Source organism: Pseudooceanicola nanhaiensis DSM 18065 (assembly GCF_000688295.1).
Classification (GTDB): domain Bacteria; phylum Pseudomonadota; class Alphaproteobacteria; order Rhodobacterales; family Rhodobacteraceae; genus Pseudooceanicola; species Pseudooceanicola nanhaiensis.
This window is the reverse complement of the sequence record NZ_JHZF01000011.1, coordinates 1,722,767-1,736,345: the sequence shown is the minus strand read 5'-3', so window position 1 is coordinate 1,736,345 and position 13,579 is coordinate 1,722,767. Positions and strand designations below refer to the sequence as shown.

14 protein-coding genes are annotated in these 13,579 nt (G+C 68.1%); 6 read left to right on the top strand and 8 right to left on the bottom strand.

The features are described 5' to 3' along the window. Positions 1 to 56: 56 nt before the first annotated feature. The 7 genes from Q344_RS0109510 to Q344_RS0109475 form a co-directional block, all read right to left on the bottom strand. On the bottom strand, positions 57 to 2,243 hold the full coding sequence (locus tag Q344_RS0109510) for a 3-hydroxyacyl-CoA dehydrogenase NAD-binding domain-containing protein (RefSeq protein ID WP_028286484.1): 2,187 nt from the start codon (positions 2,241 to 2,243) through the stop codon (positions 57 to 59). 22 nt (positions 2,244 to 2,265) lie between these two features. Next, positions 2,266 to 3,477 (bottom strand): acetyl-CoA C-acetyltransferase, encoded by a 1,212-nt coding sequence (locus Q344_RS0109505; protein ID WP_028286483.1) that lies wholly within the window; start codon positions 3,475 to 3,477, stop codon positions 2,266 to 2,268. A gap of 17 nt (positions 3,478 to 3,494) precedes the next feature. Beyond that, positions 3,495 to 4,133 (bottom strand): glutathione S-transferase family protein, encoded by a 639-nt coding sequence (locus tag Q344_RS0109500; RefSeq protein ID WP_028286482.1) that lies wholly within the window; start codon positions 4,131 to 4,133, stop codon positions 3,495 to 3,497. 318 nt (positions 4,134 to 4,451) lie between these two features. After that, a complete protein-coding gene (locus tag Q344_RS0109495; protein ID WP_028286481.1) occupies positions 4,452 to 4,664 on the bottom strand; it encodes a hypothetical protein in 213 nt (70 codons plus the stop codon). A 267-nt stretch (positions 4,665 to 4,931) separates the two neighbouring features. Beyond that, entirely contained in the window at positions 4,932 to 6,710 is a 1,779-nt protein-coding gene (locus tag Q344_RS0109485) for an acyl-CoA dehydrogenase C-terminal domain-containing protein (RefSeq protein WP_028286480.1), read from the bottom strand. A gap of 36 nt (positions 6,711 to 6,746) precedes the next feature. Further along, a complete protein-coding gene (locus tag Q344_RS0109480; RefSeq protein WP_028286479.1) occupies positions 6,747 to 7,148 on the bottom strand; it encodes a MerR family transcriptional regulator in 402 nt (133 codons plus the stop codon). Positions 7,149 to 7,404: 256 nt separating this feature from the next. Then, positions 7,405 to 7,785 (bottom strand): MerR family transcriptional regulator, encoded by a 381-nt coding sequence (locus Q344_RS0109475; RefSeq protein ID WP_028286478.1) that lies wholly within the window; start codon positions 7,783 to 7,785, stop codon positions 7,405 to 7,407. Positions 7,786 to 7,915: 130 nt separating this feature from the next. On the opposite strand from Q344_RS0109475, the gene Q344_RS0109470 reads away from it, so the two are divergent. From Q344_RS0109470 to rpsD, 6 genes are all read left to right on the top strand, one after another. Then, the gene (locus Q344_RS0109470) at positions 7,916 to 8,338 is read left to right on the top strand and encodes a PaaI family thioesterase (RefSeq protein ID WP_028286477.1); all 423 of its coding nucleotides are present in this window, start codon (positions 7,916 to 7,918) and stop codon (positions 8,336 to 8,338) included. After that, complete coding sequence (locus Q344_RS0109465; protein ID WP_028286476.1) at positions 8,338 to 8,850, top strand: PaaI family thioesterase; 513 nt, start codon at positions 8,338 to 8,340, stop codon at positions 8,848 to 8,850. Before Q344_RS0109470 ends, Q344_RS0109465 begins: the two co-directional genes overlap by 1 nt. After that, positions 8,847 to 10,202 carry an MATE family efflux transporter gene (locus Q344_RS23605; protein ID WP_036538536.1) on the top strand — a complete coding sequence of 452 codons (1,356 nt, stop codon included), beginning with the start codon at positions 8,847 to 8,849 and terminating at the stop codon, positions 10,200 to 10,202. Before Q344_RS0109465 ends, Q344_RS23605 begins: the two co-directional genes overlap by 4 nt. Next, positions 10,199 to 11,095, top strand: coding sequence for a lipid A-modifier LpxR family protein (locus tag Q344_RS0109455; protein ID WP_028286475.1), 897 nt, complete (start codon positions 10,199 to 10,201; stop codon positions 11,093 to 11,095). The genes Q344_RS23605 and Q344_RS0109455 overlap by 4 nt, the downstream gene beginning before the upstream one ends. Before the next feature lie 113 nt (positions 11,096 to 11,208). Next, positions 11,209 to 12,279: a Hint domain-containing protein gene (locus tag Q344_RS0109450; RefSeq protein WP_028286474.1), complete on the top strand. Its 1,071-nt coding sequence runs from the start codon at positions 11,209 to 11,211 to the stop codon at positions 12,277 to 12,279. Between the two features lie 173 nt (positions 12,280 to 12,452). Then, positions 12,453 to 13,073, top strand: coding sequence for a 30S ribosomal protein S4 (gene rpsD, locus Q344_RS0109445; RefSeq protein WP_028286473.1), 621 nt, complete (start codon positions 12,453 to 12,455; stop codon positions 13,071 to 13,073). 76 nt (positions 13,074 to 13,149) lie between these two features. Here rpsD and Q344_RS23600 read toward each other — a convergent pair whose 3' ends face one another. Continuing rightward, a complete protein-coding gene (locus Q344_RS23600; protein ID WP_051630450.1) occupies positions 13,150 to 13,530 on the bottom strand; it encodes a winged helix-turn-helix transcriptional regulator in 381 nt (126 codons plus the stop codon). Positions 13,531 to 13,579 lie beyond the last annotated feature (49 nt).

Below are 13,579 nucleotides of genomic sequence, written 5' to 3'. Positions count from 1 at the left end.
GGGCGCGCCGCTTGCACGACGCGCCCCCTGGTGTCACCCGGCCGGCAGGGCCCGGATCACGCCGCCTTCGCGGCCTCCGGCCCGAAGCGGCCGTAGAAGGTCTCGCCCTTCTCGGCCATCTCGCGCAGGAGCTTCGGCGTGGCGAACCGCTCGCCGTAGGTCTCGGTGAGATGCTCGCAGCGTTTCACGGCTTCCTCCGCCCCGATGATGTCGAGCCAGGAGAAGGGCCCGCCGGACCAGGGCGCGAAGCCCCAGCCGAGGATCGCGCCGACGTCGCCCTCGCGGATGTCCTCCAGCACGCCTTCCTCCAGCGCGCGGACGGCCTCCAGCACCTGGGCGAACATCAGGCGGTTCTGCACCTCGTCGATCTCGGGCTGCGGGTCCTGATGCGGATATTTCGCCTCGAGGCCCGGCCAGAGACCCGTCCGCTTGCCCTTCTCGTCGTACTCGTAGAAGCCCGCGTTCGACTTCCGCCCCAGCCGGCCCTCGTCATGGAGCCAGAACATCAGCTCGTCCGTCGCCTTGGCATCGGTCGGGTAGGCATCGCCCATGGCCGCCTTCGTGGCCTTCGCGATCTTCACGGCGAGGTCGATCGAGGTCTCGTCGATCAGCTGCAGCGGGCCGACGGGCATCCCCAGCATCCGGGCGCAATTGTCGACCATCGCCGGCGCGACGCCCTCGGTCACCATTCGGGCGCCCTCGTTCAGGTAGGGGATGATGCAGCGGTTGGCGTAGAAGAACCGCGCGTCGTTCACCACGATCGGGGTCTTGCGGATCTGGCGCACGTAGTCGAGCGCCTTGGCCACGGCCCGGTCCCCGGTCTCCTTGCCCTTGATGATCTCCACCAGCAGCATCTTCTCGACCGGCGAGAAGAAGTGGATGCCGATGAACTGCTCGGGTCGCGCGGAAGCCTTGGCCAGCGCGGTGATCGGCAGGGTCGAGGTGTTCGAGGCGAAGATGCAGTCGGCGGGGATGACCGCCTCCACGTTCTTCGTCACCTCGGCCTTGACGCCCACGTCCTCGAACACCGCCTCGATGATGAGGTCGGCATCCTTGAGCGTGTCGTAATCGGTCGTCGCGGTGATCCGGCCGAGGATCTCGGCCTTCTTCTCGGGCGTGGTCTTGCCGCGCTTGATCCCCTTGTCGAGGAACGCCTCGGTATAGGCGCGGCCCTTGTCCGCGGCCTCCTGCTTCTGGTCGATCAGCACCACCTCGATCCCGGCCTGCGCCGAGACGAGCGCGATGCCCGCGCCCATCATGCCCGCGCCCATGACGCCCAGCTTCTTCACCCGCTGGTCGGGGGCCTCGGGCCGGTTCGCGCCTTTCTCCAGCGCTTCCTTGTTGAGGAAGAGCGACCGGATCATGGCCGAGGACGACGGGTTCATGATGACGGAGGTGAACCACCGCGCCTCGATCTTCAGGGCGGTGTCGAAGGGCACCTGCACGCCTTCATAGACCGCCGAGAGCAGGGCCTTCGGCGCCGGGAAGGCGCCCCAGGTCTCGCCGTTGATCATCGCATTGGCGCCGACGAAGGTCTGGAAGCCCGCCGGGTGGTAGGGGGCACCCCCGGGCAGCTTGTAGCCCTTCTCGTCCCAGGGCTTCACGAATTTCGGCTCCGAGAGCACCCATTCCTTCGCCGCGGCGACCGGATCGGCGACCACTTCGTCCACGATCCCGGCCTTCTGGGCCGCCTTCGGGTCCGACATCTTGGCCTGCAGCAGGTAGGGCGCCGCCATCATCACGCCGAGCTTGCGGACAAGCCGGGTGGTGCCGCCCGCGCCGGGGAAGATGCCCACCTGGATCTCGGGCAGGCCCAGCTTGGCCTTCGGATTGTCCGCCACGAAGATCCGGTGGCAGGCCAGCGGCAGTTCCAGCCCGATGCCCATGGCGGTGCCGGGCACGGCGGCGGCGATTGGCTTGCCGCCCTTGTTGGTCTTGGGCTCCATCCCCGCGCGCTCGATCTTGCGCAAGAGCTGGTGCAGGGTCATCACGCCCTCGAACACCGCCTCCGCCCCGCCGGTCTTCATGCCCGCGAGCACGTTGAGGTCCATGCCGCCCGCCATCGTCTCCTTGCCGGAGGTGATGACGATGCCCTTCACGGCCTCGTCCGCCAGCGCGTCGTCGACCAGGTCGGACAGTTCCTGTGCCCCGTCCATGGTCAGCACGTTCATGCTCTTGCCCGGCAGGTCCCAGGTGATCACCGCGACGCCGTCGGCGCCTTTTTCCATCGTGAAATCAGTCATGTCTCTGTCTCCTGTCCCCGTCTCACACGCGCTCGATGATCGTCGCCGCGCCCATGCCGGAGGCGACGCAGAGCGTGGCGAGGCCCACTTCCTTGTCCGAGCGCTCCAGCTCGTCCAGCAGGGTGCCGATGATGATCGCGCCGGAGGCGCCGAGCGGATGGCCCATGGCGATGGCGCCGCCGTTGACGTTCAGCTTGTCCATGTCGACGTCGAAGGCCTGCACGAAGCGCAGGACGACCGACGAAAACGCCTCGTTCACCTCGAAGAGGTCGATGTCGCCGATGCTCATCCCGGTCTCGCGCAGGATCTTCTCGGTCACCGGGACGGGGCCGGTGAGCATGATCGTCGGATCGGTACCGATCTTGGCGGTCGCCCGGATGCGCGCGCGCGGCTTCAGCCCGCGCGCCTCGCCGAATTCCTTCGAGCCGATCAGCACGGCGGCAGACCCGTCCACGATGCCGGAGGAGTTCCCCGCGTGGTGGATGTGGTTGATCCGCTCCATGTGCGGGTATTTCAGCTTCGCGACCTTGTCGAAGCCCGGCATCGTCTCGCCCATGTCCTTGAACGAGGGTTTCAGCGCGCCCAGGCCCTGCATGTCGGTGCCCGGGCGGATGAACTCGTCATAGGCGAGGATCGGCAGCCCGTTCACGTCGCGCACGGTGACGATGGACTTGCCGAAGCGGCCCTCGTCCCAGGCCTTCTTGGCGCGCTGCTGCGAGCGGACCGCGAAGGCGTCCGCATCGTCGCGCGAGATGCCGTATTGCGTGGCGATGATGTCGGCCGAGATCCCCTGCGGCACGAAGTAATCGTCGAGCGCCACGGTCGGGTCCACCGCCACCGCGGCCCCGTCCGAGCCCATGGGGACGCGGGACATCATCTCGATGCCGCCGGCGATATAGGCCTCGCCCGCGCCGCCGCGTATCTGGTTGGCGGCCAGGTTCACGGCCTCCATGCCCGACGCGCAGAAGCGGTTGATCGAGAGGCCGGGGATCGACTGGTCGAGATCGGAGGCCAGCACGGTCGTCCGCGCGAGGCAGCCGCCCTGTTCCATCGCCTGGGTGGCGTTGCCCCAGATCACGTCCTCGACGGCGTGGCCTTCGAGCGCGTTGCGCTCCTTGATCGCGTTCAGCATCTGCTTGCCGAGGGTGACGGCAGTCACCTCGTGCAGGCTTCCGTCCGGGCGGCCCTTGCCGCGCGGGGACCGCACGGCGTCGTAGATGTAGGCTTCGGTCATGTCAGCTCCTGTCAGTTTCAGAGCCCGCGGTCGGAAGGCCGACCGGGCATCAGGTCATAAGGGTGTTTCCATCCGTCGAGGCCCTCGATGTTCGAGAGCCAGCGGTCGATGTTGGGCCAGTCCTTCCGCTCGAAGCCGAAGGGCTCGGGGTAGAAGAGATAGCCGCAATTGGAGAAATCGGCGTTGGTGGGGGCGTCGCCCACGAGCCAGTCGCGGCCCTCGAGCCCGTTCTCCAGAACCTTGAAAGCGGCGCGGAGGCGGCCACCGAGGAAGCCGATGACTTCCTGCGGGCGCTTCTCCTCGGGCAGGAAGTTCATCAGGAACCGCTGGGTGCCGCATTGGCTCGACATCTTGTGGTTGTCGAAGAACATCCAGCGCATCACCTCGCGGGCCTCCTCCGGGGTGGCGCCGCCGAACCTGCCGGTCTTCTCGGTGATGTACATCTGGATGACGCCGGATTGCGACAGCACCACGTCGCCGTCCACCAGGACCGGCGCCTCTCCCATGGCGTTCATCCCGAGGTAGTCGGGCGTCTTGGTGCCGCCGTTGAAGAAATCGACCTTCACGGGCTCCCAGTCGAGGCCGGAGAGCGCGAGGGGCAGGGCGGCCTTGTAGGCATTGCCGCTCTCGCCGAAGCAGTGGAGTTGGATCGTCATGGGGTCCTCCCGGTGGTTGGGTGAGGGACCGGGGGTTTCACACCCCCGGACCCCCGTGGAGTATTTCTGGAAAGATGAAGGGGGATGATAACGTCGCCTTAACCTTCCACGTGTTTTGGTGTGCCCACGCCACAGGCAGGAGTGCCGATGGGCGCGAAAGGTGAAGCCCCGCGCTGCCCCGATCCGATTGCAACAGGGCGCGGCGGCGCGGGGTGGACGTGTCCCCCGCTTCATCTTTCCGGAAATACTCCCGCCGGAGGCGTCGGATCGGCGGGGTAGCCGCGACGCCCGGGCTTTGGAGCGCTGCGGTCGCCACGCTCACGACCTCCGCGCCTTCAGCTCGGAGCGGAAGAGCCGCATCCGGTGGGTCAGGTTGTCGGTGTCCGTCACGCTTTCGAAATTCTCGAAGAGGAAGGACAGCGCCTCGCCCTCGTCGAGCCCGTTGTCGCGGGCGAAACCCCTGAGGCGGCGGTAGCCGGCCTCGGTCATCGCGACGGGAAAGCGGCGGGTCATGCGGAAGCGTCTGGGCATCACTCCTCCGGGGCCTGGGTCGCGGCCGTGCACGTCGCCCCAGGCGCGGGGACCAAAGGTGCGGAACCCGCGGCACCGGGGCGGTGCAGGGCGCCACCCTGGCACATGGTCTGCGTCGCGGTGCGGTCGCGGAGCTCGGTGGCTGTCATGGCGTCTCCTCTCGGTGACGGGACGCCCGCGCATCCCCGCGCAGGCGTCCGTCCTTCCCGTGAGTGGGGCCGTCAGGCCCCCCTGTCGCTTGTGCGTGGCGCGGGGTTGATCCCCGGCTCAGAAGTTGGCCGCGTCGAGCGCCATCACCGTGTCGGCACCGGAGGAGATCCGGGCGAGGTGCATCGACGTCGCGGGCAGGCGCCGGGCCATGTAGTAGCGGCCGGTGGCGATCTTGGTCTCGTAGAAGGCGGCGTCGGGCGCGCCCTCCGCGAGCTTCACCTTGGCGGCGAGCGCCATCTTCGACCACATCAGCCCGAGGCAGACATGACCGAAGAGGTGCATGAAGTCATAGGAGCCCGCGAGCGCGTGGTTCGGGTTCTTCATGCCGTTCTGCATGAAGTACATCGCGGCTTCCTGCAGGTGCTTGGAGGCGGTCTTGAGCGGTTCGAGGAAAGCGGTGTCGAACTCCGCGTCGCCCGCGTTCTCCTTGCAGAAGGTCTTGACCATCTCGAAGAAGGCCATCGCCGGCTTGCCGCCATTGGCCGCGAGTTTCCGGCCCACGAGGTCGAGCGCCTGGACGCCGTTCGCACCCTCGTAGATCATCGCGATCCGCGCGTCCCGCGCGAATTGCGACATGCCGTGCTCCTCGATGTAGCCGTGGCCGCCATAGACCTGCTGGGCGAGGACGGCCATGTCGAAGCCCTCGTCGGTCAGGAAGCCCTTCAGCACGGGCGTCAGGAGCGAGATCATCCCCTCGGCCTCCGCGTCGCCCGCGCGATGCGAGCGGTCGATCATCTCGGCGCCCCAGAGCGCGAAGGCACGGCCGCCCTCGGCAAAGCTCTTCTGGTCCATCAGCGAACGCCGGATGTCCGGATGCACGATGATCGGATCGGCGGGGCCGTCCTTGTTCTCGGCCCCGGTGATCGCGCGGCCCTGCAGCCGGTCCTTCGCGTAGTCCAGCGCGTTCTGGTAGGCGGCTTCCGCCACCGCCAGACCCTGCATGCCGACGCCGAGCCGCGCTTCGTTCATCATGGTGAACATCGCGCGCATGCCCTTGTGCTCCTCGCCGAGGAGGTAGCCTTCGGCGCCGTCGTAGTTCATCACGCAGGTGGCATTGCCGTGGATGCCCATCTTCTCTTCGATGTTGCCCACCGAGACGCCGTTGCGGGCGCCGATCTGGCCCTCGTCGTCGACGAGGAACTTGGGCACGATGAAGAGCGAGACGCCCTTGATCCCCTCGGGGCCGCCGGGAATCTTCGCCAGCACGAGGTGGATGATGTTCTCGGACATGTCGTGCTCACCGGCCGAGATGAAGATCTTCTGGCCGGTGATCCTGTAGGTGCCGTTCTCCTGCGGTTCGGCCTTGGTCCGCATCATCCCGAGGTCCGTGCCGCATTGCGGCTCGGTCAGGTTCATCGTCCCGGTCCACTCGCAGGTGACCATCTTGGGCAGCCATTTCGCCTTCTGCGCATCCGTCCCGTGGGCGTGGATCGCGGAATAGGCGCCGTGGGTCAGACCCTGGTACATCGTGAAGGCCATGTTGGCGCCGGTGAAGAACTCTCCGGTCGCCGTGGCCAGGACATGGGGCATCCCCTGGCCGCCGTATTCGGGATCGCAGTCGAGCCCGGTCCAGCCGCCTTCGCGCATCTTGTCGAAGGCCGCCTTGAAGCCCGTGGGGGTGTAGACGACGCCGTTCTCGAGCCGGCAGCCTTCCCGGTCGCCGACCGCGTTCAGCGGTGCGAGCACCTCACCCGCGATCTTGCCGGCCTCTTCGAGGATGGCGCCGGTGAAATCGGCATCCAGCTCGTCGAAGCCCGGAACGTCGCTCTGCGACAGCTTCAGGACGTCGTGCAGGATGAACTGCATGTCCTTCACGGGTGCGGTATAGCTCGGCATGTCTTTCTCCCTAAAACTCGGAGGCAGGCCGGGTGGTTATTCGGCCGCCGTCTTGCTCTCGTTCAGCGAGGCGATGATCTTCGCGCCCCACTCCATCTGCTGTTCGAGTTCGGCGATGGCCGCGTCGAGTTCCTCGCGCTGCGTCTTCATGTCGGCGAGCCGCTGCTCTGCAACCCCGTAGGTCTGCTCGAGCTGGGTCTTCTGCTGGTCGCCGATGTAGTAGAGATCCAGCAGCTGCCGGATTTCCTCGAGGCTGAAACCGAAACGCTTGCCGCGCAGGATCAGCTTGAGTCGGGCCTGGTCGCGCCGGGTGAAGAGGCGCTTCTGGCCGATACGGATCGGGAACAGCAGTTCCTTTGCTTCATAGAAGCGGAGGGTGCGCGGCGTCACGTCGTAGGCGTCGCACATCTCGCGGATCGTCAGAGTTTCTTCGGTCATCGTTTACTCGTTCCTTCCGATATCACTTAACCAACCGGTCAATTTTTGGGCCGGACGGTCGCGAAATGGGACAGGCGACGGAGCGATACAATGGAAATTGACGTTTACGTAAGCGCAACGCCACGTCACTTTTTCGGTGACGTAAGATCAGTCAAGCGGACCCCACGTAACCGGCAATTTCCTTGCGTCCGTCTGTTGGAAACCTGTCCCCATTTTCCACGCATCCTCGTAGGCGCGTTTACGTGGGGGAATCAACCTATACGGACGGGATCCGAAGGTTTTTGGCGGTTTCGTTCCTGAGGTCTTTCAGTTCCTCGATCGCCTCGTCCAGCTGCCGCCGCTGTTCGAAGAGTTCGTCGAGCTGCCGGTCCGCCGCGCCGACCCATTCCCGCAGCTGCGCCTCGCTGCCGTGCTGGTCGTAGACCAGCAGCCACTGGCGGATGTCCTCGAGCGGGAAGCCGAACTTCCGGCCGCGCAGGATCAGCTTCATCCGCGCGATCTCGCGCCGGGAATAATAGCGGGAACGCCCGTCGCGCTCGGGCTGAAGCAGCTCGATGTATTCGTAGTAGCGGAGCGTGCGTGGGGTCACGTCGAACCTTGCGCACATCTCCTTGAAGGTCAGGCGGTCTTCGCTCATGCCGCGTATCTCTATTTGCCGCGGGAAGGGGTGAGGGGAAGGTAGGCATTTCGTGCGGGATCGGCAACCACCCCGCCTTGCATCCGCCCGGGGGAGAGGGTGTTATGCGGCGACGTTTGAAAGGCGGAACATGGACGAGGCCACCCGGCGCAGGATCGCGCAACAATTCATCGAGGCATTGCCGCATGCCCGCGCGCTCTCGATCCGGCTGGAAGAGATCGGCAGCGGCAGCGCGCGCATGGCGCTGCCCTACGACGCGCGGCTCGTCGGCGATCCCGAGACGGGCGTGCTGCACGGCGGCGCGGTCTCGACGCTGATGGACACCTGCTGCGGGGCGGCGGTGATGACGCATCCCGACGCGCCGCGCGTCACCGCGACGCTGGACCTGAGGATCGAATACATGCGCCCCGCCACGCCCGGCCAGACGATCACGGCCGAGGCGACCTGCCACCACATGACCCGCTCGGTCGCCTTCGTGCGGGCCGTCGCCTCGGACGGCGATCCGGACCGGCCCGTGGCCACCGCCTCGGGCGCCTTCACGGTGAGCGGCTGATGGCGCGCCGTCCCGAACCCGTGCAGGTGGTCAAGCAGCGCCGTGACGCTGCGCTCGACGCGCTGGTGGCCGGGGTGCCCTATATCCGGTTCCTCGGCATCCGGTTCGAGCGGCGCGGCGATGAGCTGACCGGCGTGCTGCCCTACCAGGACATGCTGATCGGAAATCCGGTGCTGCCGGCGCTGCATGGCGGCGTGACCTCGGCCTTCCTGGAGGTCACTGCGATCGTCGGGCTGAGCTGGTCGATGCTCTGGCCGCGCTTCGAAAGCGGCGAGATCGACGCGGTCGCGATGGCCGAGGGGCAGCTGCCACGGCTGCCGAAGACGGTGGACTTCACCGTGGACTACCTGCGCTCGGGCCTGCCGCGGGACGCCTATGCCCGCGCCGAGGTCACGCGGTCCGGCCGCCGCTACGCCAGCGTGCTGGTCGAAGCCTGGCAGGACAACCGCGGCCGCCCCTTCGCCCATGCCATGGGCCATTTCGTGATGCCCCCGCAGGAAGGCGACAGATGACCGAGACGACCCCGCCCGAGGCGCCGCCCGTCCTCGGCCATCGCCGCATCCTCAACATCGCCGTGCCGATCGTGCTCTCGAACGCCACCGTGCCGATCCTCGGCGCGGTCGATACCGGGGTGGTCGGCCAGCTGGGCCTGCCGGAACCGATCGGCGCGGTCGGGATCGGCGCCGTCATCCTGACCTCGATCTACTGGATCTTCGGCTTCCTCCGGATGGGGACGACGGGGCTGACCTCGCAGGCGCTCGGCTCGCGCAACACGCCCGAGGTCGCGGCGCTCCTCTCCCGCGCGCTGATCGTCGCCGGGGCCGGGGGGCTGGCGCTGATCCTGCTGCAGGTGCCGATCTTCGCCGCCGCGCTGATGCTCTCGCCCGCCTCTCCCGAGGTCGAGGCGATGGCCCGCAGCTACCTCGGCATCCGCATCTTCTCGGCCCCCTTCGCCATCGCGGTGTTCGGCATCACCGGCTGGCTCATCGCGCAGGAGCGCACCCGGGCGGTCCTCGTGATCCAGGTCGCGATGAACGGGGTGAACATCCTGCTCGACCTGTGGTTCGTGCTGGGCCTCGGCTGGGGCGTGGAGGGCGTGGCGCTGGCCACCGTGATCTCCGAGGTGCTGGGCGCGGGCGTCGGCCTCTGGTTCTGCCGCGACGCCTTCCGTAGCCACGGCTGGCGCGACCGGGCGCGGGTGTTCGACCCGGAGCGGCTGAAGCACATGGCGATGGTCAACGGCGACATCCTCATCCGCTCGCTCCTGCTGCTGTCGATCATGACCTCCTTCATGTTCCTCGGCGCGCGCTTCGGCGACGTGACGCTGGCCTCGAACCAGGTGCTTCTGCAGTTTCTCAACATCACCGCCCACGCCCTCGACGGGTTCGCCTTCGCGGCCGAGGCGCTGGTCGGCCACGCGCTCGGCGCGCGCGCCCGCCCGGTGCTGCGCCGCGCGGCGATCATGGTGTCAGGTTGGGGCGTGGCCACGTCGGTGCTCCTGTCGCTGGCCTTCCTGCTGTTCGGGGGCGCGATCATCGACACGATGACCACCGCGCCCGAGGTGCGCGAGACGGCCCGGCTCTACCTGCCGTGGATGGTGCTGACACCGCTCACCGGGATCGCCTGCTGGATGCTCGACGGCATCTTCATCGGCGCCACCCGGACCCGCGACATGCGCAACATGATGCTGCTCTCGGCGGTGATCTACTTCGCCTCGGCCGCGGCGCTGGTGCCGCTCTTTGGCAACCACGGGCTCTGGATCGCGATGCACATCTCGTTCATCGCCCGCGGCGTGACGCTCATGTGGAAATACCCCGCGCTCGAGGCGCAGGCGGATCTCTCCGACAGGCGGGCCGCGGCGTGAAACCTCTCCTCCTGGCCCTTGCCCTGCTGACCGCCACGCCGGCCGCACGGGCCGAAGGCTATCATTTCCTCGGCCACGGGCGGCTGGTGAACAACGATGTCTTCTGGGGCCGGCTCGACCGGTGGCAGACGGCCTCCATCGCCTCGAGCTATGTCTGGGGCCGGGATCGGGACGGCAGCCTGCCCGCCACGCCGGGCCGGTTGCTGGAATTCCGCTTCGAGGCGAAGATCATCGCGCCCGAGAACCTCGTGCGGCCCGCGCCGGGCGACCGGCCCTATGCCAACGCGCTCAGCTTCGGCCTGCACAGCCATTTCGAGCGGCGCGGGGCCGAGATGTCGCTCGGCGCCGATCTCGCGATCACCGGGGACCAGACCGGGCTCTACCGGGTGCAGGACGCGATCCATGACCTGATGGACATCGCGGGCCCGTCGGAACGCACCCGCGCGGCCGGGATCGGCAACGGCGTGCATCCGACCCTGTCCTTCGAGGCAGGGCGCAGCATCGGGATGGACGGCGCCACGCTGCGCCCCTTCGTCGAGGCGCGCCTCGGGGTCGAGACCTACCTGCGGGCCGGGGCGGACCTGACGATCGGCCGGGTGGGGCAGGGCGGGCTGCTGGTCCGCGACCCGGTCACCGGCCAGCGCTACCGCGCCATCGACGGCACGGCGCCCGGATATTCCTTCGTGATCGGCGCGGATCACGCGCTGGTGCACCAGAGCGCCTTCCTGCCCGCGCCCAACCGGCCGCTCGACCGCACGCGCATCCGGGCGGGGCTGCACTGGGACGGCTCCCGGGGCCGCGGCTTCTACGGGCTGACATGGCTCAGCCCGGAATTCGCGGGCCAGGACGAAGGGCAGATCGTGGGGTCGCTGCGGCTCGATTTCGACTTCTGACCGGCGGGTCGCCGGGGGCGCCGGAAACAGTTTCCATTGATTCGAGGTCTCTGTTACCTTCGGCGCAACAGGCGAGCCGGCAGAACCGGCCGAAAGGCAGAAGGCAGAGCACCATGACAACGGCCTATCTCGGCACGTTCGTCATCCCGTGGCGACAGACGGAGATCGACGGCCTCGCAGCCGCGCCGGTAGAGGCGCTGGCGGTCGGGGCCGCGTGGTCGTGGCACGGCGACACGGTCCGGGTCGATGGGCCGGGCCAGCTCCTCCAGCTTTCCCCGGGCGCCGAGGCGGTGGCGCTGCGGCGCCGGGCCGCCGCCAAGGCACGCCGGCTGGCGGGGCCTGCCGCGATGCGCCGCGACGCCCGGGCCGCGCCCGAGGAGGACAGCGCGCCCGACACCGGCTTCACCGTCACCAACGGCGCGCGCAGCTTCCGGGTGCTCGTCATTCCGCAGGGGGCGGGGCGCCCGCCGCTCCTCGGTTTCGAGGGGGAGGCGCCGCCGCGCGACACCGAGCTCTGGGTGGTCGAGGTGCGCGAGGATCCCCGCCGCGCCGCACGCGCGCGGCAGACGGCGGATCGCTCGGGCGTCATCTGCTTCACCCCCGGCACCCGCATCCGCACCCCCGGCGGTGCGGTTCCGGTCGAGACGCTGCGCCCGGGCCAGCTGGTTCAGACCCGGGACGCCGGTCCGCAGCCGGTGCTCTGGACCGGGGCGCGCCGGATGAGCGGGGCGCGCCTGCATGTCATGCCGTGGCTCAGGCCGATCCGCTTCCGCGCCGGCGCCTTCGGGATCGGCACGCCGGATGCCGACCTGCTCGTTTCCCCCGAACACCGGATGCTGGTGCGCGGCGCGGCGGCCCGCGCGCTCTTCAACGCGCCCGAGGTGCTGGTGGCGGCGGGCGATCTGGTTCGCGACGACGGCGCGATCGCGCGGGATACCGTTCTGCGCGAGGTCACCTACATTCACCTCCTGCTGCCCGCCCATGCGATCCTCTGGGCCAACGGCGTCGAGACCGAGAGCTTCCATCCGGCAAATGCCGCGCTCGACGCGCTGAGCCCGGCGGACCGGCGGCGCCTGCTGGTCAGCATGCCGGGCATCGCGCGGGACCCGTTCAGCTACGGCGGCTTCGCCCGGCGGAACCTGAGCGCGCCGGAAGCGGCGATCCTGCGCCACGAGGCCGCCTGAGCGCTCCGCCGCGGCAGGCGGCATGGGCTGTTGACTCTGCCCCGATCCCGGATATAAGCGCGCCTTCATTGGTGTTGGTGGCCCCCGCAAGGGGATGCCTGTCAGGGCTCGCCCAGAGGACAACGCCCTTCAACCGCCGCCCCCGCGCGGCACCCTTATGAAGGAGATCAGCCGTGACCAAACGCACGACTGCCAAGTACAAGATCGACCGTCGCATGGGCGAAAACATCTGGGGCCGCCCGAAGTCCCCGGTGAACCGCCGCGAATACGGCCCCGGCCAGCACGGCCAGCGCCGCAAGAACAAGATTTCCGACTTCGGCCTGCAGCTCCGCGCCAAGCAGAAGCTGAAAGGCTACTACGGCGACCTGACCGAGAAGCAGTTCCGCCGCATCTTCGCCGAAGCCGAGCGTGTGAAGGGCGACACCGGTGAGCTGCTCATCGGCCTGCTCGAGCGCCGCCTCGACGCCGTCGTCTACCGCGCCAAGTTCGTGCCGACCGTCTTCGCGGCGCGTCAGTTCGTGAACCACGGCCACGTTCTGGTGAACGGCAAGCGGGTGAACATCCCCTCCTACCGCGTGAAGGAAGGCGATGTCGTCGAAGTCCGCGAGAAGTCCAAGCAGAACGCCTCGGTGCTGGAGGCCGTGGGCCTTCCCGAGCGCGACGTGCCGGATTACCTCGAGGTCGACCATTCCAAGATGACCGCCACCTTCGTGCGCACCCCGGCCCTGTCGGACGTGCCCTACCCGGTGATCATGGAACCGCACCTCGTCATCGAATTCTACGCGCAGAACTAAGGTTCGCGCGAAACCGGATCGAAAGGGCCGCACCGCAGGGTGCGGCCCTTTTTCCTTGGGGCGGGTCGAGCATGCCCTAGGGCGTCGGGAGCGAGGGGTCCCCGACGGCGAAATCGGGCAGGCTGTCCTCGATCCAGCGCGCGAAGGCGAAGAGCCGCTCCGCCGCCTCGTGCCCGAGCGGTGTCAGCGTGTAATCCACGCGCGGCGGCACCTCTCCGTGATCCTGCCGCGTCACCAGCCCGAGCCGGACGAGGTTGCCGAGCGTCTCGGAGAGCATCCGTTCGCTGACCCCGTCGATGCGCCGCCGGATCTCGGCGAAGCGCAGCGTCTCGTCCCGGAGCGCGATCAGCACCAAGAGGCCCCAGCGACTGGTCATCTGCCGCAGCACCTCGCGCGAGGGGCAGCGGGACGACATCACGTCGGCCGGAAAGGGAAGGGCGGCGGGGCTCTGCGCCATGGCGGGCGGCTCCTCTCGTCGAAAGTTCTTCACTTACGGAAATGTAAGT